Source organism: Thiothrix caldifontis, assembly GCF_900107695.1.
Classification (GTDB): Bacteria; Pseudomonadota; Gammaproteobacteria; order Thiotrichales; family Thiotrichaceae; genus Thiothrix; species Thiothrix caldifontis.
Genome location: NZ_FNQP01000006.1, coordinates 72,988 through 95,284, shown reverse-complemented (window position 1 = coordinate 95,284; position 22,297 = coordinate 72,988). Strand labels below are relative to the sequence as shown.

Genomic DNA, 22,297 nt, shown 5'->3' with positions numbered 1-22,297 from the left:
CACGATGATGACATCAGAACTGCTGGCGGCTTACCATGCAGCACATTACCAAGTGCAAGATCCACAAGGGGCGTTTACGCTGAGAACGGATAGCCCTTCACCGGAGCTTGCCGCATTGCTGCGCACAAGAGGGCATAACTGTGCCGCTTTTATTACCGCTTGCAACCCACACAGTTGGCCGTTGAGTGAGGCTGAAAATGCCAGTGCTCAACAACAATTAGCGGCGGAGTTGGCACAATACGGGTACACCACTATTCCAGCCATTGGGTTAGACCCGGCGGGTGAGTGGCAAGGTGAGGCAAGCTTTCTTGTACCGGGCTTGGATTTAGAAAATGCCAAATCACTGGGTGAGCAATACGCACAAAACGCTATTTTATGGGCAGATGCGGAGACTGCTGTACCGCAATTGGTGGTATTAGCCGGATGAAACACTGCATTCGAGGTTTGCTATTAGTGGCAGCATTGGTATTACCGTTGCACAGCCATGCAGCCAGTTTCAATTGCGCCAAAGCCAAAACATGGTCAGAGAAAACCGTGTGTAATACCAAGCAATTGTCCAGTTTGGATGATCTGTTAGCGGTTTCATTCAAAAAAGCGTTGGAAAGCACTGACGATAAAGCTGCTTTGAAATCGGCACAAGTTGCATGGCTGACGGATGAGCGTGATGTTTGCGAAGATATTGCTTGTTTAAAAGCAGTTTACACGGCTCGCCTTGCGGTACTGAATGAGATTATTGCCAGTGCTGAAGAGTCCGTAACAGAACCCGATAGCGATGAAGTGAGTGGTGGTTGGTATCAAGCTATTGCTAAACCTAACTTGACGGTACGCAAAAGCGCAGATGTTACTGGTAAAAAGCTCGGCAATGTTCCCTATGGCGGTAAAGTAAAGGTCTTAGAGTTCACCGATAAAACCGATTCGATTGGAGGGCGTGCGGGTACGTGGGTAAAGATCGAATGGCAAGGTAAGAGTGCTTACGCCTTTGATGCTTTTCTGGAAAAACTGCCTGTGGCTGATAGTGATAAAGCTGACGAATCTGACACCACTAAGGCAAGTAAAACCTTGGAAGGACTCATCACCTCCTATGAATGTGGCGACAATTGCTATTTGGTGATCACAGACAAGCAAGGCGAGCAACATTCAGGCTTGTGTACGGCAACGCTATGTGAACCTTGGAACGAGGTGGCGGAAATGCCAACCAAGTTCCAGAATCAAAAGGTGAAAGTCACTGTAGGTACAGGAACCCAATACGACGGCGGCGGCAACGTGATGGGTGAGATGGATGCATTTGAAACGATTAAGTTACTGAAATAACCGCAGTCGCAAGCAAGGTGCGGTGCGGTTATTGAGTGGGTTCTATGCATGGCGGGCTATATCAGCCCGCCAGTTTCCCTTGTATAAACGCTAAAATATCGGCAACCGGTATTTTCACTGCATCACCACCGCTGCGAGCTTTGTATTCCAATTCACCGGCTTGCAGGCCACGTTCTGAAATAATGACGCGGTGTGGAATGCCTAGTAATTCGTGGTCAGCAAACATCGCACCGGGGCGCAAGGCACGGTCATCCAGTAACACATCCACACCCACTGCCTGCAATTGCGCATACAGATCTTCTGCTTTCGCGGCAACATCCGGTGATTTCTGCATGTTCAAGGGCGCAATGACCACCGTGAATGGCGCAATCGCCGCAGGCCAGCGGATACCGAATTCGTCGTTATTCTGCTCAATCGCGGAGGCGACGACACGCGAAACGCCGATGCCGTAGCAACCCATCGTCATCACTTGCGCACGTCCGCTTTCATCCAGCACTGTCGCGTTGAGTTTTGATGAATAGGTTTTGCCTAACTGGAAAATATGCCCGACTTCAATACCGCGCACAATGGAGAGCGTGCCGCACCCGTCGGGACTGGGGTCGCCTTCGATGACATTGCGCAAATCGGCCACTTTTGGTAGAGCAACATCGCGTTCCCAGTTGATGCCGAAGAAGTGTTTGCCGTCGATATTCGCGCCTGCGCCGAAGTCAGACATATTTGCGACTGTGCGGTCAGCAACCACCGGAATCTTTAAACCGACCGGGCCTAAGGAGCCGGGGCCTGCACCAATTAGCGGACGAATTTCATCTTCACGGGCAAAGCGCAATGGCACAGCAACGCCGGGGATTTTTTCCGCTTTGATTTCGTTCAAGGTATGATCGCCGCGTACTAGCAGTGCGACAAAATCGTATTCTGCATCTTCGGCAGCAGCCACGATCAGGGTTTTGATGGTTTTTTCAATTGGTAAGCCGAATTGTTCCACCAATTCCTCGATAGTTTTAGCGTTAGGCGTATCGACTTCACGCATTGTCTCCGTCGGCGCGGCGCGTTCGGCAATCAGGCAAACCGCTTCTGCCAATTCGATATTCGCGGCGTAGTTGCTGCCACTGGCGAAGGCAATCGCATCTTCACCAGAATCAGCCAATACATGGAATTCGTGCGAAGCGTTGCCCCCGATCGAGCCGGTATCCGCTTGCACCGGGCGGAAATCCAAGCCCAACCGCTGGAAGATGCGCGAATACGCCGCGTACATGGCGTCATAGGTTTCTTGTAGCGATTCTTGGGTGAGGTGGAAGGAATACGCATCCTTCATCAAAAACTCACGCGCCCGCATTACGCCAAAACGGGGGCGCACTTCGTCACGGAATTTGGTTTGAATCTGGTAGAAATTGATCGGCAATTGCTTGTAGCTGCTCAATTCTTTGCGGGCGTAATCGGTAATGATTTCTTCGTGGGTTGGGCCGTAGCAAAAATCGCGGCTGTGGCGGTCGCGAATGCGCAGCAATTCAGCGCCGTATTTTTCCCAGCGCCCGGATTCTTGCCAGAGTTCGGCGGGTTGGATGGAGGGCATCAGCACTTCTATCGCACCCGCGTTGTTCATTTCTTCGCGCACGATAGCTTCGACTTTGCGCAATACGCGCAAGCCATACGGCATCCACGTATACAGACCGGAAGCGAGGCGGCGAATCATGCCAGCGCGTAGCATTAATTGGTGGCTGATGACTTCGGCATCGGCGGGCGTTTCGCGCAGGGTGGTGAGGGGGAATCGGGAAACTCGCATGGTGTTGTCTTCTATCCGGTGTGTGAAAGGGGTGATTATAGATTTCGTGGCAGATTTGCGAAACCCCTATAGTGCCGTGGCGTATATGTTGATGAATCAAGTCAGAATTACTCACTAAATTTGATGGAAATCAATGTTGTTGCATTGCGCTTCAGAGTAGATTCGGCCCACAACAGGTAAGAGTCTGAGGAGGTGGCAAGCGGGTAGAGTGGTGTGGCATTTCACCTGCGAAGTGAGTGTGATGCTATGAGCATCTGTTGATCTGCAAAGCTAAGTATATGTTTGTTAATAATTAAATAATTTGGCATCTTTTTTGCTTTGTTCGCGATGAAGTTTTTAATGCGCTAGAGGTAATGCTATTTATGGTAACCGATGAAGTCGTCGATCTCTCGCGGCTGCAATTTGCAGTCACTGCCCTTTACCATTTCCTGTTTGTCCCCTTGACGCTTGGCATGACCTTCATGCTGGCGATCATGGAGTCGGTCTATGTGATGACCGGCAAGCAAATCTACAAGGACATGGTGAAATTCTGGGGCAAACTATTCGGTATTAACTTCGCGCTCGGTGTCACTACTGGCCTGACAATGGAATTTCAGTTCGGCACGAACTGGGCATATTACTCACACTATGTCGGTGACGTGTTCGGCGCACCGCTGGCCATTGAAGGTTTAATGGCCTTCTTCCTCGAATCGACCTTCGTCGGTTTGTTCTTCTTTGGTTGGGATCGCTTGAGCAAAGTGCAACATTTATCTGTCACTTGGTTGATGGCGATTGGCACGAATCTTTCTGCGCTGTGGATTTTGATTGCGAATGGCTGGATGCAAAATCCGGTGGGTGCAATCTTTAGCCATGAAACCATGCGCATGGAAATGGTGGATTTCGCCGCTGTCTTGCTAAATCCGGTTGCGCAAGTGAAGTTTATTCACACGGTTGCAGCAGGTTATGTGACGGGAGCAATGTTCGTGTTGTCGATCAGTGCGTGGTACATCCTCAAAGGGCGTGATCTTGGGTTTGCGAAACGTTCGTTTGCGGTGGCGGCGGGTTTCGGTATGGCTTCCATCCTCTCGGTTATTTTGCTGGGTGATGAAAGCGGTTATGAAGCGGGTGACGTGCAAAAAATGAAACTCGCGGCGATTGAAGCGGAATGGGAAACCCACCCCGCACCGGCGGGTTTCAACCTGATTGCTTTCCCGGATCAGGAAAAGGGCGAGAACAGTTTTGAGGTGAAAATCCCTTACGCACTCGGTCTGATTGCCACCCGCTCGCTGACGGAAGAGGTGAAAGGCATCAATGATTTGGTCGAGGAAAATACCCAACGTATCCGTAACGGAATTTTGGCTTACGACTTGTTCCTGAAAATGCGGGCAGGCACTGCGAGTGATGTGGATAAGGAAAGTTTTGAGCGGTTGCGGGTTGACCTAGGTTACGGTTTGCTATTGAAGCGTTACACCCCGAATGTGGTGGATGCGACCGAGGCGCAAATCCAAATGGCGGCGAAAGACACTGTGCCACACGTTGCACCGTTGTTCTGGACATTCCGCATTATGGTGGCTGCCGGTTTCATTATGCTGATCGTGTTTGCGCTGTCATTCTATTACACCGCGAAAAAGACCGCGTTTGAAAAGCGTTGGTTGATGCGTTTGGCGTTCTTCAGCTTGCCGTTGCCCTGGATTGCGATTGAATCCGGTTGGTTTGTGGCGGAATACGGGCGTCAACCTTGGGCGATTGGGGAAGTGTTGCCAACGTTCTTGGGTACTTCAACGCTGACGGAGTGGGATTTGATTGGGTCAATTGCTGGCTTTGTATTCTTCTACACCATTTTGCTAGTGGCGGAAATGTACCTAATGATCAAGTTTGCCAAACAAGGCCCCAGCAGCCTGCACACCGGGCGCTACTACTTTGAGAAGCACGGTGGCGGTCATGCTGGCGCGGTTTACGCTGACAAAATGAACGATCAGGTCTAAGGAGCAAACCATGATTTTTGATTACGAAACGTTTAAGTTGATCTGGTGGGTATTGGTCGGCGTGCTGTTTATTGGCTTTGCCTTGACCGATGGCTTCGATATGGGCGTGGGTGCGTTGTTGCGCTATGTCGGCAGAAATGACGAGGAGCGCCGTGTGGCAATCAATGCGATTGCGCCGCATTGGGATGGCAATCAGGTGTGGTTGATTCTGGCGGCGGGGGCGATTTTTGCGGCTTGGCCGATTACCTTTGGTGCGTCGTTTTCGACGTTTTATTGGGCGTTGGTATTGACCTTGTTTTCGCTGTTTTTCCGTCCGGTGGGCTTTGATTACCGTTCTAAAATTGCGGATACGCGCTGGCGGAATACGTGGGATTGGGGGTTGGTGATCGCGGGTGTTGTGCCGCCATTGGTCATCGGCGTGGCGTTTGGCAATTTGTTGCTGGGTGTGCCGTTTGCGTTTGACGAGTTTTTGCGAATTACGACTTACGGCTCATTCTTTAAGTTGTTCCACCCATTTGCGGTGTTGGTGGGCTTGGTGAGTTTGCTGATGTTTACCATGCAGGGTGCGACGTATTTAATGCTGCGTACTGATGATGTGGTGTATGAGCGTTCACGTAAGGCGGCGCGATGGACAGCGGCTGGGGTGATTATCACCTTCGGGCTGGCGGGCATTTGGTTGTGGGCAGGGATTGATGGTTATGCGATTGTGCAAGAGCCGCCCCATGATTCCTTGCCGAATCCGGTAGCGAAAACCGTTGTGCCGATGGCGGGCGCATGGTTGGCGAATTACAGCACGTATCCGTTGGCAATTGCTGCGCCGTTGGCGGGTTTCGTTGGGGCATTCGGGGTATTGATGCTGGCAAGTGGTAAAGGTCGCCCGGTATTGAGTTTCGTCCACAGCTCTTTGTGCTTGATTGGGGTGATCATGACGGCGGGTGTTTCCCTGTTCCCGTTCGTCATGCCTTCCAGCTTGAACCCGAACCACAGTTTGACGATTTGGGATTCGGCTTCCAGCCATTTGACGCTGGCAATTATGTTCTGGGCGGCGATGATTTTTGTGCCGATTATTCTGTTCTACACCGTCTGGTGCTACAAGCAGATGTGGGGCAAGATTACCGTTAAATTCATCCGTGAAAATGATCACGCCGTTTATTAAGGAGATTTTAGCATGTGGTATTTTGCTTGGTTACTCGGCGTATTGCTGGCGTGTTCCTTCGGTATCATTAACGTGATGTGGCTGGAGTTTCATGGCGGCTTGGATACGGATGATGAAAAGTAAGGCGTGAAGCACGTCTGAGAAAAGGGAGTGTATGAAAACACTCCCTTTTTTGTGTAAACCTGTTGGATTTTAAATTTGCATGACCACACAATCCCAACCTAAACCCCATAAACCTGCCCCTGAAATCCTCACCGCGCTGAAAGGCTGGAAAACCCATTCCGGTTTCTGGCTGAAAGCCGCTGTTGCGATTGGTCTTACCTCCGGTTTGCTGCTGATTGTGCAGGCGTGGTTGCTGGCAAATGTGGTGAATGCGGTGGTATTTGCCGAAGCAAGCTTGGCGGATGTCATGCCCAGTCTGTGGGGTTTGCTGGCATTATTTCTCCTGCGGGCAGGCTTGGCGTGGGCATCCGAACAAGCCGCGTTTCATGCTGCGGTGCAGGTCAAGCTTGCCATCCGCGCCCAACTTTACCAAAAAGTGCAGCAACTCGGCTCCGCGTGGTTGACGGGTGAGCGCAGCGGCGATTTACTCAATACCCTCAGCGACGGCGTGGAGGCACTCGAAGCCTATTACGCCCGTTATATTCCCGCGATGTCGCTGATGGCACTCGTACCGCTGGCGATACTGGTGTTTGTGCTTGCCAATGATTGGCTTTCGGCGGTGGTGATGCTGGTGACAGCCCCACTGATTCCGCTGTTCATGATCCTGATCGGCAAAGGCACGGAAAAGCGTAACCAGCAACAATGGCAACAATTGGCGCGAATGAGTGCGCATTTCCTCGACGTGATTCAAGGCTTAACCACCCTGAAACTCTTCAATGCCAGCCGCAGCGAAGCGCAAGTCGTCGCGCAAATTTCCGACCAATACCGCCAAAGCACCATGTCGGTATTGCGGGTCGCGTTTCTGTCCTCCTTCGCACTGGAATTTTTCGCCACGGTCAGCATTGCGATTATTGCGGTCTTGATCGGCTTCCGCCTGTTCTGGGGGGAAATGGATTTTCTGTACGGTTTCTTTGTGCTGCTGCTTGCACCAGAATTCTACCTGCCGCTGCGGAATATGGGGACACAGTATCATGCGCGGATGGCGGCGATAGGGGCGGCGGAGAAGATGGTGGAGGTGTTGAATACCCCGAATTCCCCCCATCCCAGCCTTCCCCCGCAAGGGGGGAAGGAGCAAGATGTACATCCTTCTTCCGTCTTACTCCCTTCACCCCTTGCGGGGGAAGGGCTGGGGATGGGGGGGATGTTCGGAGTGACAATCTCGAATATCTCCTTCACCTACCCCGACGCTAGAACCGCCCTAAGCAACCTCTCGCTGGACATCCACCCCAACGAAACCCTAGCCATCGTCGGCGCAAGCGGTGCTGGCAAAACCACGCTAATCAACCTGCTAATGGGTTTCCTACAACCCCAAAGTGGGCAAATCCTCATCGGCGATACGCCGTTAACCGCCATTGCCCCGGAAATCTGGCGCAAACACCTAGCATGGCTGCCGCAAAAACCGCAACTGTTCCCTGGCACGGTTGCCGACAATATCCGCCTCGGCAATCCCACTGCAACGCTGACACAAGTGCAAGCCGCTGCCGAACAAGCCTATGCCGCCGAATTCATCGTCAAATTGCCGCAAGGTTATGACACGCTGATTGGCGAAGCGGGGCAGGGGCTTTCCGGCGGGCAAGTGCAACGCATCGCACTGGCGCGGGCATTCCTCAAGGATGCGCCGCTGGTAATTCTCGACGAAGCCACCGCCAACCTTGACCGTGCCAGCGAAACCTTGGTGCAAGCCGGGGTCGAACGTTTGGCGCAAGGGCGCACGCTGGTGATGATTGCGCACCGTTTACGCACCGTACAAACCGCCGACCGGATTGTGGTGCTGGATCAGGGTACGGTGAGCGCGATTGGGACGCACGCTGAATTGCTGGAAAGTTCCCCGCTCTACCAGCAGATGCAAGCGGCTTACGGAGGTGAAGCATGAACGATTTGCTGCGTTTGTTGCGCCTGTTCAAGCCGTATTGGAACTGGGCGGCGTTGGGCATGGGCTTGTCATTCATCACCTTGCTGGCGAATGTGGGGTTGATGGCGGTGTCGGGCTGGTTCATTACTGCGATGGCAATGGCGGGTGTCGCGGGCGCGTCGATGAACTATTTCACCCCTGCTGCGTTGATTCGGTTGGCAGCGATTGTGCGCACGGCGGGGCGTTACGGCGAACGTTTGGTCACGCACGAAGCTACGTTTCGGATGTTGGCGGAATTGCGGGTGTGGTTTTACGAGCGCATCGAGCCGCTGGCTCCGGCGGTGTTGGAGCAATATCGCAGCGGTGATGTGTTGAGCCGCATCCGTGCCGACATTGATACGCTGAATAATGTGTACTTGCGCCTGTTAGTGCCGGTGGTGGTGGCGGCGTTGGCGACGCTGGTATTCGTGGTGGTATTGCTGTTTTATCACCCGTTACTAGCGTTGCTGGAGTTGAGCTTGCTGCTGGTGGCGGGGGTGCTGATTCCCTGGTTGATGAACCGTTTGGGGCATGAAGCAGGGCAGCAATCGGTGGAAACTGCTGCGCAATTGCGCTCGGTTTTGGTTAGCGACTTGCAGGGCATGGGCGAATTGCTGGTGTATGGTGCGGCGGATGACCATGCCGCGCACGTTCAACAGTTGTCGCAAACCTTGGCGGCGCAACAGCAAACCCTGAGCCGTTTGAATGGCGTGGCGCAAGGCGCGTTGGGGCTGTGCGCGAATTTGGCGATGTGGGGCATGTTGGTGCTGGCAATTCCGTTGGTGCGTGATCACACGATAGCCCCACCGGAATTGGCGATGTTGGCATTGTTCGCGCTGGCAAGTTTTGAAGCGGTGTTACCCTTGCCGCTGGCGTTCCAGTCCTTGGGGGAAACCTTGGCGGCGGCGCGGCGTATTTTCAGTCTTGCTGATCAAGCGGCGGCGGTGAGTGAGCCAGCGCATCCTTTGCCTGTGCCTGAGCGTTTAGATTTTGCGTTGCGGGACGTGGGGTTTCGCTATCAGCCGCAGGGTGATGCGGTATTGAATGGTTTGACGTTGGATTTTCCGCAAGGTCACAAGCTCGCCATCGTCGGTGTCACGGGTGCGGGCAAAAGCACCTTAACCAGTTTGCTGCTACGTTTCCGCGAACCGACCAGTGGTGAATTGCTGTTAGGTGGGCAAGCTATCGCCCACTACAGCGGCGAAGCTTTGCGCCAACACATCGCGGTTGTGCCGCAGCAAACGCATTTGTTTAACACTACCTTGCGCGAAAACTTGTTGCTGGCAAAACGCGATGCGACGGATGCGGAGCTGGAGGCGGTGTGCGACACTGCGCTGATCCACGACTTCATTACGCAACAGCCGGGAGGTTATGCAACATGGGTGGGGGAAACGGGCGTGCGTTTGTCCGGCGGGCAAGCCAAGCGCGTGGCAATTGCGCGTGCCTTGCTGAAACCTGCACGGCTATTGATTCTCGATGAACCCACCGAAGGCTTAGACCCAGAAACCGCGACACAGGTGATGGTCAATATCCTCGCGCATGTGGCGCGTAACGGGCAAAGCTTGTTGCTGATTACGCACCGGGCGCACGGCTTGGAAGCGATGGATCAGGTGCTGCATCTGTCTTGAAGGATGCGGTATGATGGCGGCGATTTTTAACCAGAAAACAGGAATGCACCATGACCATTACCCATGTAGCAGGCAAGGGCGGCTTGCCCATGATCAACGTTAGCAACGACCATGCCGATGCCGTGATTTCGGTTTACGCAGGGCAAGTCTTGTCCTTTACCCCCAAAGGCGCGGCGGATGTGCTGTTTGTCAGCGACAAAGCCTATTACGCCGAAGGCAAGGCGATCAAAGGCGGCGTACCGATTTGCTGGCCTTGGTTTGGCGCAGATCCCGAAGGCAAAGGCCGCCCCGCTCACGGTTTTATGCGCAACCGCATGTGGAGCGAGTGGGAAACCCGCGAAAATGCGGATGGCTCAACCACCGTGATTTTGGGCGTGGAATCCTCCCCCGAAACCTTGGCAATTTGGCCTCATGCGTTCCGTTTGGCGATGGAAATTACCGTCGGCAAAACCTTGCAACTGGCATTGGTGACACGTAACACGGGCGATGCAGCATTCACCATTACCCAAGCGATGCACACCTATTTTGCGGTGGGTGATATTGCGCAAGCGACCGTGACCGGGTTGGAAGGTACGCAATACCTCGACAAAGCGGCAGACGGCAATGGTGCTACCAAGCAGCAAGACGGTGCAATCAGCATTGTGGGCGAAGTTGACCGCGTTTACCTCGGCGTTCCGGCAGAACTGGCGATTGTCGATGGCGCGTTGAACCGCACGATCCGCATTACTTCCAGCGGCAATAACACGGCGGTGGTGTGGAATCCGTGGGCGAAAATCGCGGCGGGCATGGCAGATTTGCAGGACGATGATTACACTCGCTTTGTGTGCGTGGAAACGACGAACGCGGCAGATGATGTGGTGGAAGTGGCGGCAGGCAGCGAGTTCCGTTTGCTGGCGGAGTACGCTCTCTAATCGTTCTTTTGCCTGAGTGCGTAGAACTCACTGACAAATGCCTCAAATCGACCTTCGCTGATTGCGGCACGAATTCCCCGCATCAGTTCCTGGTAGTAATACAGGTTGTGGATGGTATTGAGGCGGGCGCTGAGGATTTCTCCGCACTTATCCAAATGCCGCAAATAGGCACGTGAATAGTGTTGGCAGGTATAGCAGCCGCACTGTTCATCAATTGGGCGTGTGTCATGCTGGTACTGGCTATTGCGGATTTTCAGTGTGCCGTAACGAGTGAACAGGAAACCGTTACGCGCATTGCGGGTGGGGATGACGCAATCGAACATGTCCACGCCGCGTTTCACTGCTTCCACAATGTCTTCCGGTTTGCCAACGCCCATCAGGTAGCGCGGGCGGTCAGTCGGTAATTCGGGCAGGGTGCATTCCAGCACCTTGTCGCGTTCGTCTTTGGGTTCGCCAACGGAGAGACCACCAATGGCGTAGCCGTCAAAGCCGATGTCTAGCAAGCCGTGCGCGGAGACTTTGCGCAATTCCTCGTACATCCCGCCTTGCACAATGCCGAATAGGGCGGAAAGGTTGCCCTCATGCGCGTCTTTGCTGCGTTTGGCCCAGCGTAGCGAGAGTTCCATCGAATGGCGTGCTTCGTCGGGTGTCGCGGGGAAGGGAGTACATTCGTCGAAAATCATCACGATGTCTGAACCGAGGTCGCGTTGCACTTGCATCGAGGATTCGGGGGTCATCAGCACTTTGCTGCCGTTCACCGGGGATTGGAAGCGCACGCCTTCTTCGGAAATCTTGCGCATTTCAGCCAGTGAAAACACTTGGAAGCCGCCAGAATCGGTGAGAATGGGTTTTTCCCAGTGCATAAAGCCGTGTAAGTCGCCATGCAGTTTCACAATGTCCGTTCCGGGGCGCAGCATTAAATGAAAAGTATTGCCGAGGATGATTTCAGCACCCATGCCTTGCAGTTCTTCGGGGGTCATGGCTTTGACCGTGCCATAGGTGCCAACGGGCATGAAGGCGGGTGTTTCTACCGTGCCACGCGGGAAGGTAAGGCGCCCTCGGCGGGCATTGCCGTCAGTGGCGAGCAGGTCGAACTGCATGTGGGACATGGGGTTTCCTCTTGGTGGGGCGCAAATCCGAAGGGCAAAGAGTTTACCTGCTTGGGCTGGCAGAAGAAACCCCTGCGGCGTGCGTCACTTCTGCGCGATTATCGTCTCATGTTCGTTTGTTATCTTTGGTACTGTTATACTAAGCCGATACATAAAAAATATAACGGATACCGTGAACATGGCTACAGATGAAGCACAGATTTCCAACCATCGATTTATTCCTTTGTCCAGCAGCAAAGCCCGCGATTGGATCAAAGCCCTGCCACTAACTGATCCCGGCGAAACGACACGGCGTATCTTCCACGGTTTAGTGGATTTAAACCGGCGGGCATTGCCAGCGATGGCGCGTTTGCAAATCAGTGAAATGTTGCGCCCAGCGGTGGATGTGTCGTTGGAGGCATTGCACCGTCATTTGGAAGCACGTGCTTTTCCGCTCACCCCCAAAAGCCAGAAAATTTTCGAGCTTACCCAGTCCTTGATGTTGGAGTTTGCGGGGGCGTATCAAGTGGCAGCGCTGGATATGATGACCAAGAAAGAGGGTAATAAAAAAGCCTTGCAGTTGGCTATTTATCGGGCAATGGATTTAATGGGTAAAGTGCTGGTCTTGACCTATTCGGTATATGTGCGTACTCGTGAAACTTTGTGGCATGACATTCATCACCTCTACTTGTTGGCGGTGGAAAATGGTGTGGAAAAATTGCCACTTCGTGATGCTGCTTTGGGTGCGCCTACCATTGAATCACGCTATACCCAGATGAATTTGCTGGCGCTGGTTAAGCCTTACAGTTTGCGGCAGGGTGAGGTGGTGCGCTTGATGCAGTATTTCGCGCAACACTCGCCGTTAGTGACGCTGACGCGGGACACCAACGGGCAACAGATGGGTGATTATGTTCATGCTGCGCTTCTGAATAGTGACGAGCCAGCGGTGATGATGTTGGCAAGTGATTTGCCTCATTCCCCTACCGTGAGAGTGTTGAACTTGAGTGCGTTGGTGGCGCAGATGGATACGCATATTCGTGAGTTAGAAGCCAAAGGTGTGCCAGCGATGATTCTTCAGGAAGGGTTGAGCCGTAACCTTGCTAAGCGTGTCATTTATCATTTAACGGCAGTGCTCAATCGTAGTTACAACCGTTTCCCAAAAAATGAACAGATTGGTATGGTGACACGCCTACACGATGTCTTGTCAGTTATTCGCCATGCGCATAAAACTGAAGCCAGTGAAGATGCTGAGGCAGAGGACATGTTGTTCAATGTATTTATGGCGAGTGATTATGAGGATGAGGGTGAGGCGAGGAAGGCCATTATTCACCGGGTAGCCGAGGATGATGGCGCACGTATCCAGACTTGGCATGTTATGAATACCAGTGTGGGCGGCTACGGTTTGCGCTGGGAAGGTAAAGAAGCATCTGGGGCGCGGGTAGGTGAAATTGTAGGTTTACGTGATTTAAGTGATGACACCTCGTTGTGGATGATCGGGGTGATCAAATGGATGGAGTTTGTAGCTGGAAAAGGCTTATGTTGTGGTGTTGAGTTATTGTCGACCAAAATGATGGAAGTGTCTGTACAGCAAGTGCTTAACCGCACGGTGGCACAAAAAATGCCGATGGAAGGCTTGATGTTACCAAGTATCGAAGGTGTACGCCCTGATCCGGCATTGATTTTGCCAGCCTATATTTTTCAGGCAGGTGATGAAATCCGTTTGGAGTTCGCTGAACGTGAAGAGCGGGTACGGCTAGTCTTGTTGGATGAGTGTTTAGGGGCGTTTGCTTATTTTCGTTTTACGACACTTGCAGAGAAAGCGATTGAAGAAGACGAAGACGATTTCACCTTGTTGTGGCAATCGCTTTGAGGCGTTAGCGCTTGCAGTTCATCCCCTAGTCATACTCGATAATCGGTCTTTATGTAGGTTTGTCTTGGGGTGATGCGTATCTTCTGTGTTATGAAAAAGCAGAAGATACATTGTGTTGTAGTTGATCAGGATGTCGAAGTCACAGCATCGCTGGATGCGGCTTTGCGCCATTCTGATGTGCTGCTGGAGCTGAATCAGGTGGCATCAGTGCAGCAACTGATCCCCGTGTTGCAAGAGCTTCAGCCGCACCTGTTGTTTTGTCCCTATGATAAGAGTAAGCCTTCGGTCGAGTTACTGGAAACGTTGCAGCGTTATTCGCCGGATACGTTATTGGTATGGGTAGCACGGGATGAATGGCAAGGTTTGACCACTTGGCTGATGGGGGTTGAATCCTGCATTCTGCCCTTGCGTGACTTGGAATATTTCGGGCAATACATTGATTTTCTGTTGCGTTATTCGAGTATTAAGCAAGATTTTCGCGATTGTAAGCATTTACTGGGGGTGGCGGAATTACGTTGCCATTGGTTAGTGGATTATTCGTGGGAGGCGATTGCATATATTTCCCAAGGAATGCACCTGTATGCCAATAATGCTTATGTGACTCTATTTGGTTTTGAGGGCATGGCTGAAGTGCGTTCCATGCCAGTTGCACATTTGGTGGATAATACCGAGCGTAAAACCTTTGAAGCGATGAGTAAAGCTGCTGATGTGGGCAGCAAACCTTCCAATCGTTTGCTGATTACATTACGCACGCTTGAAGGTGAGAGAATGCGAGCAGAAATCCGCTTCATTCCTGCGGTACTAAAAGGTAAGCGCTGTACCCAACTGCACGTGAAACCGCTAGAGCGTAACATATTGAAAGGTGTGTCATTGCGTAAACAAGACAACCCGTGGGAAGCAACTGAGCTACGCTTACAAAAGGTGCCAGTAATGCATAAGGTACAAGAGGAGCATACCGTAACCTCATCGCCTAATGCGAAGACACCTGTTGCCCCACCCGCTGTTAATAGGATGAAAATGGTTTTCCGCAAACTTCAGCGTATGAATGAAAACCTACCTGACATATATCTTTCAGAACCTGAGTTTCAGCAAAAAGCCCAAAAGCTTAATTATACTGCACTCGTAAAACAGTTGGGTAATAGTGGGGGGCGCTTCCGATTGGATTACTGGAATCTGGGGCAAGTCGTATTAAAACTGTCAACTCAGGAGAACGAAAAGCCCGATTATCTGGTTTTTGTGTCGGTGAGCAGTGCGATTCTGAATAATGACGCTGAGCTAAAGCGGGTAGTGGAGTTACTTAATACAACCCCTGAGGTTGCTAAACGCATGGTGTTGGCATTTCAGTATCAGGATTGTATGACAAACATTGCTCAACTTGGCAAAGTGATTAAGCTCTTGAAAGTCCTTGGTGTACATTTGGCGATTGATGGTTTGCCGGATTCTTCCCAAGCCTTGAAATTTGTCCAAGTGGTTAAGCCAGCATTAGTACGGGTAGATGCTAACGTAAACATTGATCATTTGCAGCGCTTGATTGAGCAACTGGTTGATAGGCATTGTAAAGTGATTATACCCAGTGAGCAGGATCAAAATTTCTTAAAAGTGGCTTATTCTACGGCTGCCGCTTATGTTCAGGTAGCCACATGAAATAACTAATCAGTAATAATGACTAATAACATGTAGCGAGCGTCGTATGTTTGTTAACGCTTTCAGGGCTGCCTTAGTGGTAGAGGGTGAATACATTTCTGCTTGGCAATATCGAATGTTGGAGCGTTTACAAGCATCCGGCAATGTCCACATTGCCATGGTTATTTTTCGTCAGCCGGTAGCTACCGCATGGTTACAGCGTTTTAATGCATCTTGGCTTAGTGTATTGCATTATTTTGATGGTAAGTTATTTAAATGTCCGGTAACTGCACAACGCCCTACCAGTTTGTTAGCGTTACTCGGTGATACTCACTTGTGTGATGTTGGTAGTCGGCGTTATCAGCATTTGCTTGCACAGCAGGCATTGGATGTTGTAATTGATTTGAGTGCCCAAGCACCCTTGCCAGATATCATCGCAGCAGCAAAATATGGCGTGTGGCGGTATTTTTACGGTCATCTTGGGGATAAAACTGATTCTTATGTTGGTATACGCGAATATGCTGGTCAACAATCAGAAATGCTTTCTGGGGTTGAGTGTTGGCGCGTGGGTCAAACGATACCTGACTATCTTTTCCTAGCAACGACTAGCACAGATATGGCGTCGATTAACCGTGGTATAGAACATTCTTTGTGGAAAATGGCTGATTTTATTCCGCAGCGCTTGCATGAATTGTTTCAGGTGGGCGAATGCATTTTCTTCAGCAATGCGAAACAACGTGTGCAGCCAACCACATTAATGCCTCCCCAGCATAAGCCAAGTTCCAGCTTTCTCATGAGCTTGAAAATACTATGGCGTTATCCTAATAACTTTCTCAACAAATTGTTTATTGCATTGTTTCGCGATGAGCAATGGATATTGCTAACCAAAGCCATTGGGGATGTCACTGATTTAGGTACGCTGGAGCATTTACACAAATGGATTCCCCCGCGTGACCGTTTTTGGGCTGATCCGTTTGTTGTTGAACATGAAGGCGAACAGTACGTGTTTTTTGAGGAGTTGCTGTATGCGCGAGGCATAGGGCATTTGGCCTGTATGCGTTTAAATTCTGATGGTTCCCATTCCGAACCCGTGACGATTTTGGAAAAGCCTTACCACTTATCATACCCTTTTATTTTCAAATATCAGGGTATCTATTACATGATTCCTGAAACAGCTAGCAATCACACCATTGAACTGTATCGCTGTGAAGCATTTCCATTCCGCTGGGTTTTTGAGAAAAACTTGATGGAAGGCGTAGAAGCTTATGATGCTACCTTGTTAGAGTATGATGGACGCTGGTGGATGTTTACCAGTATGCGGCAACATCAAAGCTGTTCACCCAGCGAGTCACTGTATTTATTTCATACAGATGACCCATTAAGTACCCAATGGCAAGCACATCCTCAGAACCCGGTAGTCGCGAGTGCTGCACACGCCCGCCCGGCAGGGCGTATATTCACGAAAGCGGGTAAATGGTATCGCCCTTCACAGAATTGTGCAGGCACTTACGGACGCGGTTTGAACGTCAATCTTATTCAGCAATTGGATCAGCATACTTATCGAGAGGAAACTATCAGCTCTTACCTGCCGGAAGGTCAAAACGACATGAACGGAATGCATACCTTGGGTGTGGGTACGCCCGTATCCGTGGTAGATGCCGTTCACGTACATCGCCGCTTAGGGCCACTGGATCGTTGGGTGGTGAAGTTAAACTGTTTTTTTAACCGACCTATTTTGAAAACACGCTATGCATTAGCGGCTATTCCGCTGGCATTTTTATGGTTTGATACGTGATCAGGTTATGACAGTACGCAGAAAAATTGCTTTGGTGGTGTACTCGCTGGGCATGGGGGGGGCAGAAAAAGTTGTGTCTGACTTGTCATTCCAGTTTGCAAAGCAGCATGATGTGACGCTCATTTTGTTTGATGCCAGCCACATGTATTACCCTTATGCGGGGGAATTGATCGACATTCAGTGTCCTTCCAAACATGGCTTTATCTTTAAAGTGTTCAATTTTTTGGATCGTGCCAGCCAACTTCGGCGTATTTTCAAAGTAAAGCGTTTTGATACGATTATCAGTGTGATGGAACATGCCAGCTTTCCGTCAATCTTAGCCAGCAGCCAAACTATTGCTGCAAATCATTGCAATCCTGAAAGGAATTTCACCCGATTTGACTGGTTGTTTGCGCGTTGGTTGTATCCGCGTGCTAAAAAAGTTATTGCGGTTTCCAAAGATGGAATGAGTATTTTTCAGCAGCATTTGAAGCTGAAAAATATTGATTGCTTGTATAACCCGGTGAATTTGTACCGTATTCGTGAATTGGCTAAGGAACGTCCGGCAGTAGTCGTCAATGGCGCTTATATCGTGGCAGCAGGCCGGTTGAGTCCTGAAAAAAACTTCGCCAGCTTACTGGAGGCTTATGCACATTCACAAGCATCGCAAACCTTCAAATTATTGATTCTGGGGGAGGGGCCAGAGCGTCTTGCTTTAGAACAACACATTAAGCAGTTAGGTTTAGAAGAGCGGGTGTTCATGCCGGGTTTTATGCGTAACCCTTACCCGTACATTGCGAATGCCCATTGTTTGGTGTTGTCTAGCTTGCATGAGGGTTTTCCGGTGATTTTGATTGAAGCCTTGGGTTTAGGGCGTCCGGTCATTTCTACCGATTGTGAAACTGGGCCGCGCGAGATTATCCGTGACGGCGAAAATGGCTTATTAGTGTCTACCAATGATCAGGCCGCATTATCAGCCGCACTGGATCGTGTGTGTCTGGATGAGGCGTTGCATGACCACTTTCAGCGAAACGCGGTTCCTTCGGTTGAGTATTTGGATATTGAAAAGGTAGCAGAACAATGGCTTGCTATTTGAAGCGCTGGTATTGCTACGCTGTATTGCTGCTGGGGCTGAGCGGCTGTTCATCCGAACCGTCTGTACCGGGTTTGCAGGTTAAAGCGATTGGTGTGTTGGAACGGTTTGCGCCATTTGAGCCAGTGGTAGGGAGTGATCAGGTGGATATTTTCGCTGCCCGCAATGAATACGAAGGTTTTCAGTTGGTCATCACGGCAGGTCAGGCAGGGGCGATGAATGTACAGATCAGTGTTTCCTCATTACGTAGCTCAGACGGTGAAGTAATTGATGGTTTGCAGGTATTCCGTGAGCGTTATGTCAAAGTGAGTACTCCATCACCTTATTCGCCCTATCCACCACAATTATGGCCAGATATTTTATTGCCTGCCACGGATGTTGCTGAGGGTGTGTCCAGTGCTTATCGGGCATTTCCGCAAAATTTGAGTGCAGGTGAAAACTTACCGGTGTGGGTTGATGTGCATATTCCGGCAAACACCAAGTCCGCTCAGTATAGTGGGCACGTAACGGTAAGTGCTGATGGTTATGTGCCTTTGGAGTTGCCCATTAATTTGACGGTATGGAATTTTACCTTACCGGAACGCTCTCCCTTGCGCACGGTATTTGGTACGAATGGCTATCGGGTGGCGGAGATTTACGGTTTTGAACGTACTGGGGAATCGGTGGCGGATAATCGCTTAATTCGTGCGTATAACGATTTTATGTTGGATCACTACTTGTCCCCGGAAAGTTTATGGGATGCATCACCGGAAGCGGATGCGACAGGCAAGCCCGACTTTCAGCGTGAGTTTGCGGGTTTGGGAACCGTGACCGACAATATGCACCATTACATGCAAGAAAAGCACGCTTCCACTTACACCTATGTGTTTGCGGATAGTTATCCATTTGCTGATCCTTTGGGTAAGGATCGCCAACAAGCTAAACAATTTATGCGGGAATACGCGGGTTGGTGCGCGGCGCACGCGGGGGCTGAGCGTTGTTATACCGACCCCTCCTTTGTGGATGAGCCAGATACCCGCGAAGCCTATCAGTATGCGCGGCGTTGGGGGGCGTTTTTTGATGAAATACCGTTGCTCAAAGATGCAAAGATTCGTTATCAGGTTAGCGAGCCACCGCTAAACGAAGAGCCTGCATTAGGCAATCTGGCAGGGGCGGTGGATGTGTGGATTCCCAAGTTTTACGATTTGTGGCGGGATGTGGATCATCTTGGTAAAAATGCAGTATCTCAGCGTTTAGCTGCGGGTGAGGAAGTATGGGCATACACCGCTTTGGTGACAGACTTTAAGGAATACCAGCAACTGAATCCACGTGCTGAGGTGCTAATCGGCAATTATCCACCCGTATGGCAATTGGATTTTCCTGCGATTAATTACCGGATACCAACGTGGTTGTTGCATCGTTATGGCGTCACGGGTCTGGGGTATTGGGATACGCTGGCAGGGGCGGAAAATGCAACTATTTGGCAAGATGCGGCGAGTTTCATCAGTGATAACCCGCCAGGCATGGTGTTTAATGGCGATGGTTTGTTGGTATATCCGGCTAAACAAGCGCAAATCGGCTTTGATGGCCCAGTCGCTTCCTTGCGCCTGAAATGGATACGCGATTCAGTGGAAGATTATATGTACATTGATTTGCTATTACAGGCCGGTGAAAGCGCTTTTGTTGAACAGCAAGTGGGGCGAATTGCGCGTGATTTTGGTCATTGGGATAACAATCCCGTTTTGTTAATGCAAGTGAGGCAGGCGTTAGGCGAACGTCTGGCAAGTTTATGAATACGCTGCGCAATGCTGCGGTATTTTTCATGATGATCTTGGTATTTGCCTTGCCAACGGATGGGGCGGTTGAAGTAGCAGGAATGTCATTGGTAAAAATTGCTGGGTTAATGGCGTTTGGGTTAGCTGGGTTGCTATTAGTGATGGGCAATAATATTCATGCGATGCAGGCGTTTCATACTACCGTACTGCTGTATGTGGCGTGGGTTCTGTTGTCGTATACCTGGTCGGAAATGCCCGTGCCGTATGAAACCACGCAAGCAGTCAGCAGTGAGCAAGCATTAAAAAGTAACTTGTATATCCTGATGATTAGCTTATTACTGTTTCAACTGATCACGACAGCGCATGACTTAACGAAATTGTATATTGCGTTGGTGTTAGGTTCATTCTGGTTGGTGTATTTGATGGTTAAAGATTATCAAGTGACAGCCAATACGGTACGTCATGAAATAAAACAGTTCGATGCCAATGAAGTATCCGTGAAATTAGCGATGGTCATACCATTGGCTATTTACTTACTGACGCAAGTGAAACAATGGTGGTGGCGTTTATTGGGGCTGGCTTATATTCCAGCAGCGGCATTTACCATTTTGATTACAGGGTCACGCACAGGTGCGGTCATTATGGTGCTGGGGTTGGCGGGTTTCTTGCCAATTATTCTACGTTCTGGTTGGTTGGGTAAGGCGGCAAGTGTATTGGTTATGGTGGTGGCACTGATTGCGGTGGCGAATATTATTCCACAAAAAACCATTGAGCGTATTTTTTCGACCGGCAAAGAGATTTCCAGCGGTACTTTAAATGAGCGCAGCGTAATATGGGCAAATGCGTATGAGGAGTGGGAAGAAAGTCCGCTGTATGGCCATGGGTTAGGATCTTTTCGCCGCATTATCAATCCATACAATGTGGACTATACCGCCCATAACAGTTTTGTGGCGATTACGGCGGAACAAGGTATTGTGGGTGTCGTGTTGTACTTGAGCGTGATTGGCATTGTGTTTGCTCTTGCGTGGCGCTTACCGGGTGATGAACGCTGGCTACTGTTGCTCATGTTGTTAGTGGTGGTGATTGGACAAATGTCCTTAACGCTGCAAGACCGAATGTATATTTGGTTTGCTTATACGCTGACTGCTTTGAATTTTTATATTAAAAATAATGCGCCGGTGGCGAAAGATTTTAACAAGGTATCTATACCGACATGAAAAAGATAGCGATTGTTATTGCTGAATTAGCTGCCCCAGGTGGGGCAGAGAAGGTTGCGGTAGATCTTGCAGAGGAGTTTCGCCAGCGTGATTATGAGGTAACGGTGGTCAAGTTTGCACGTTTACCAGCAGAGATTACGCGTTACACCCTTCCTGTGCGCATGATTAATCTTGATATTCCTGAACGAAAAGGTGGTTTGTTTACGCAGATCGTTATTTTGTTACAACGGGCTTGGCAGTTTCGGCAGTTATTTCAACGTGAGCAGTTTGATCATATTTTTTCGTTTCTGGAAGCGGCGAATGTGCCGTGTGCATTGGCTTGCCCTGACTCAGTATTATCCGTACACCTTGACCCTAGCACTATGACCCGTAGCGAGTGGTTGGCTTTTCGTTGGTTATATCCACGTGCAAAACGGGTGATTGCGGTGTCGCGGCAGATGCAGGATTTACTGGAAAAACAGGCTCACCTGAAAAATGTAAACTGTATTTATAACCCAGTGAATACCCGCCTGATTGCGGAAAAGTCTCAGGAGGTTATTGGCTTTAAGGGACGTTTTATTCTCGGTGTGGGACGTCTAGAAAAGCAGAAGCGTTTTGACTTGCTGATCGAGGCATTTGCACGTAGCAAGGCACAACAAGATTGTCAGTTGCTGATTGTCGGACGTGGTACGCAGCAAGCCATGTTAGAGCAGCATATTAAGACCCTAGGGATGGAAGAACGTGTTGTGTTAGTCGGATTTGATGCGAATCCTTACAAGTACATGGCAAAAGCAGAATTTCAGGTGATGAGCAGCGATTATGAGGGCTACCCGCTGGTATTGATTGAGGCGCTTTCTTTAGGTTGTCCGATTGTGTCGACGGATTGCCCGACAGGGCCACGCGAGATTATTCGTCATGGCGAAAATGGTTTGTTGGTTGAAAAAGGCAATGTGGATGCACTGGCGGCTGGAATAGATACCTTGTTTTTTGATCAAGAGCAATGTGAACGCTTGCGCCAACAGGCTAAGGAATCGGTGCGTAAAAATGATATTGCTGCGGTTGCTGATGCATGGCTGGCAGCATGATGGCGGTGCAT

Annotated in this window: 17 protein-coding genes; 15 read left to right on the top strand and 2 right to left on the bottom strand. The window is 50.4% G+C overall.

The window, feature by feature from the left end; genetic code table 11:
- Positions 1-4: 4 nt before the first annotated feature.
- Both BLV87_RS06520 and BLV87_RS06515 read left to right on the top strand, forming a co-directional pair.
- A complete protein-coding gene (locus BLV87_RS06520) occupies positions 5-427 on the top strand; it encodes a DUF3293 domain-containing protein (RefSeq protein ID WP_093066628.1) in 423 nt (140 codons plus the stop codon).
- Entirely contained in the window at positions 424-1,311 is an 888-nt protein-coding gene (locus BLV87_RS06515; RefSeq protein WP_175517864.1) for an SH3 domain-containing protein, read from the top strand. The genes BLV87_RS06520 and BLV87_RS06515 overlap by 4 nt, the downstream gene beginning before the upstream one ends.
- A gap of 61 nt (positions 1,312-1,372) precedes the next feature.
- Here the strand turns inward: BLV87_RS06515 and BLV87_RS06510 are convergent, their stop codons facing one another.
- On the bottom strand, positions 1,373-3,091 hold the full coding sequence (locus tag BLV87_RS06510) for a proline--tRNA ligase (protein WP_093066624.1): 1,719 nt from the start codon (positions 3,089-3,091) through the stop codon (positions 1,373-1,375).
- Positions 3,092-3,453: 362 nt separating this feature from the next.
- Here BLV87_RS06510 and BLV87_RS06505 point away from each other — a divergent pair, with 362 nt between their 5' ends.
- From BLV87_RS06505 to BLV87_RS06480, 6 genes are all read left to right on the top strand, one after another.
- Positions 3,454-5,055, top strand: coding sequence for a cytochrome ubiquinol oxidase subunit I (locus BLV87_RS06505; protein WP_093066828.1), 1,602 nt, complete (start codon positions 3,454-3,456; stop codon positions 5,053-5,055).
- A gap of 10 nt (positions 5,056-5,065) precedes the next feature.
- Positions 5,066-6,211: a cytochrome d ubiquinol oxidase subunit II gene (gene cydB, locus BLV87_RS06500; protein ID WP_093066622.1), complete on the top strand. Its 1,146-nt coding sequence runs from the start codon at positions 5,066-5,068 to the stop codon at positions 6,209-6,211.
- A gap of 12 nt (positions 6,212-6,223) precedes the next feature.
- Positions 6,224-6,334: a cytochrome bd-I oxidase subunit CydX gene (cydX, locus tag BLV87_RS06495; RefSeq protein WP_093066620.1), complete on the top strand. Its 111-nt coding sequence runs from the start codon at positions 6,224-6,226 to the stop codon at positions 6,332-6,334.
- Between the two features lie 79 nt (positions 6,335-6,413).
- Positions 6,414-8,246, top strand: a complete 1,833-nt coding sequence (gene cydD, locus BLV87_RS06490; protein WP_093066618.1) for a thiol reductant ABC exporter subunit CydD — start codon at positions 6,414-6,416, stop codon at positions 8,244-8,246.
- On the top strand, positions 8,243-9,892 hold the full coding sequence (gene cydC / locus BLV87_RS06485) for a thiol reductant ABC exporter subunit CydC (RefSeq protein WP_093066616.1): 1,650 nt from the start codon (positions 8,243-8,245) through the stop codon (positions 9,890-9,892). The genes cydD and cydC overlap by 4 nt, the downstream gene beginning before the upstream one ends.
- A gap of 50 nt (positions 9,893-9,942) precedes the next feature.
- Positions 9,943-10,803: a D-hexose-6-phosphate mutarotase gene (locus BLV87_RS06480; RefSeq protein ID WP_093066614.1), complete on the top strand. Its 861-nt coding sequence runs from the start codon at positions 9,943-9,945 to the stop codon at positions 10,801-10,803.
- Here the strand turns inward: BLV87_RS06480 and tgt are convergent.
- The gene (tgt, locus tag BLV87_RS06475; RefSeq protein WP_093066826.1) at positions 10,800-11,903 is read right to left on the bottom strand and encodes a tRNA guanosine(34) transglycosylase Tgt; all 1,104 of its coding nucleotides are present in this window, start codon (positions 11,901-11,903) and stop codon (positions 10,800-10,802) included. The two genes, BLV87_RS06480 and tgt, sit on opposite strands and share 4 nt — an antisense overlap.
- A gap of 187 nt (positions 11,904-12,090) precedes the next feature.
- Between tgt and BLV87_RS06470 the strand changes: the two genes are divergently transcribed.
- The 7 genes from BLV87_RS06470 to BLV87_RS06440 all read left to right on the top strand — a co-directional run bounded on the left by BLV87_RS06470 (position 12,091) and on the right by BLV87_RS06440 (position 22,286).
- Entirely contained in the window at positions 12,091-13,761 is a 1,671-nt protein-coding gene (locus tag BLV87_RS06470; protein WP_093066612.1) for a hypothetical protein, read from the top strand.
- A 90-nt stretch (positions 13,762-13,851) separates the two neighbouring features.
- Positions 13,852-15,405: an EAL domain-containing protein gene (locus BLV87_RS06465; protein WP_175517863.1), complete on the top strand. Its 1,554-nt coding sequence runs from the start codon at positions 13,852-13,854 to the stop codon at positions 15,403-15,405.
- A 46-nt stretch (positions 15,406-15,451) separates the two neighbouring features.
- Positions 15,452-17,179 carry a glucosamine inositolphosphorylceramide transferase family protein gene (locus BLV87_RS06460; RefSeq protein WP_139282131.1) on the top strand — a complete coding sequence of 576 codons (1,728 nt, stop codon included), beginning with the start codon at positions 15,452-15,454 and terminating at the stop codon, positions 17,177-17,179.
- 7 nt (positions 17,180-17,186) lie between these two features.
- The gene (locus BLV87_RS06455) at positions 17,187-18,254 is read left to right on the top strand and encodes a glycosyltransferase (protein WP_093066606.1); all 1,068 of its coding nucleotides are present in this window, start codon (positions 17,187-17,189) and stop codon (positions 18,252-18,254) included.
- Complete coding sequence (locus tag BLV87_RS06450) at positions 18,239-20,023, top strand: glycoside hydrolase domain-containing protein (RefSeq protein ID WP_093066604.1); 1,785 nt, start codon at positions 18,239-18,241, stop codon at positions 20,021-20,023. The genes BLV87_RS06455 and BLV87_RS06450 overlap by 16 nt, the downstream gene beginning before the upstream one ends.
- Positions 20,020-21,222 carry an O-antigen ligase family protein gene (locus tag BLV87_RS06445; protein ID WP_093066602.1) on the top strand — a complete coding sequence of 401 codons (1,203 nt, stop codon included), beginning with the start codon at positions 20,020-20,022 and terminating at the stop codon, positions 21,220-21,222. The genes BLV87_RS06450 and BLV87_RS06445 overlap by 4 nt, the downstream gene beginning before the upstream one ends.
- On the top strand, positions 21,219-22,286 hold the full coding sequence (locus BLV87_RS06440; RefSeq protein ID WP_093066600.1) for a glycosyltransferase: 1,068 nt from the start codon (positions 21,219-21,221) through the stop codon (positions 22,284-22,286). The genes BLV87_RS06445 and BLV87_RS06440 overlap by 4 nt, the downstream gene beginning before the upstream one ends.
- Positions 22,287-22,297 lie beyond the last annotated feature (11 nt).

Excerpts from the sequence above, each read along its gene's own strand:
- tgt (WP_093066826.1), bottom strand. The coding sequence starts at position 11,903 with ATGCAGTTCGACCTGCTCGCCACTGACGGCAATGCCCGCCGAGGGCGC.
- BLV87_RS06480 (WP_093066614.1), top strand. The coding sequence starts at position 9,943 with ATGACCATTACCCATGTAGCAGGCAAGGGCGGCTTGCCCATGATCAAC.
- BLV87_RS06455 (WP_093066606.1), top strand. The coding sequence starts at position 17,187 with ATGACAGTACGCAGAAAAATTGCTTTGGTGGTGTACTCGCTGGGCATG.
- BLV87_RS06510 (WP_093066624.1), bottom strand. The coding sequence starts at position 3,091 with ATGCGAGTTTCCCGATTCCCCCTCACCACCCTGCGCGAAACGCCCGCC.
- BLV87_RS06465 (WP_175517863.1), top strand. The coding sequence starts at position 13,852 with ATGAAAAAGCAGAAGATACATTGTGTTGTAGTTGATCAGGATGTCGAA.
- BLV87_RS06445 (WP_093066602.1), top strand. The coding sequence starts at position 20,020 with ATGAATACGCTGCGCAATGCTGCGGTATTTTTCATGATGATCTTGGTA.
- cydB (WP_093066622.1), top strand. The coding sequence starts at position 5,066 with ATGATTTTTGATTACGAAACGTTTAAGTTGATCTGGTGGGTATTGGTC.
- BLV87_RS06440 (WP_093066600.1), top strand. The coding sequence starts at position 21,219 with ATGAAAAAGATAGCGATTGTTATTGCTGAATTAGCTGCCCCAGGTGGG.
- cydC (WP_093066616.1), top strand. The coding sequence starts at position 8,243 with ATGAACGATTTGCTGCGTTTGTTGCGCCTGTTCAAGCCGTATTGGAAC.
- cydX (WP_093066620.1), top strand. The coding sequence starts at position 6,224 with ATGTGGTATTTTGCTTGGTTACTCGGCGTATTGCTGGCGTGTTCCTTC.
- BLV87_RS06505 (WP_093066828.1), top strand. The coding sequence starts at position 3,454 with ATGGTAACCGATGAAGTCGTCGATCTCTCGCGGCTGCAATTTGCAGTC.
- BLV87_RS06450 (WP_093066604.1), top strand. The coding sequence starts at position 18,239 with ATGGCTTGCTATTTGAAGCGCTGGTATTGCTACGCTGTATTGCTGCTG.
- BLV87_RS06470 (WP_093066612.1), top strand. The coding sequence starts at position 12,091 with ATGGCTACAGATGAAGCACAGATTTCCAACCATCGATTTATTCCTTTG.
- BLV87_RS06460 (WP_139282131.1), top strand. The coding sequence starts at position 15,452 with ATGTTTGTTAACGCTTTCAGGGCTGCCTTAGTGGTAGAGGGTGAATAC.
- BLV87_RS06520 (WP_093066628.1), top strand. The coding sequence starts at position 5 with ATGATGACATCAGAACTGCTGGCGGCTTACCATGCAGCACATTACCAA.
- cydD (WP_093066618.1), top strand. The coding sequence starts at position 6,414 with ATGACCACACAATCCCAACCTAAACCCCATAAACCTGCCCCTGAAATC.
- BLV87_RS06515 (WP_175517864.1), top strand. The coding sequence starts at position 424 with ATGAAACACTGCATTCGAGGTTTGCTATTAGTGGCAGCATTGGTATTA.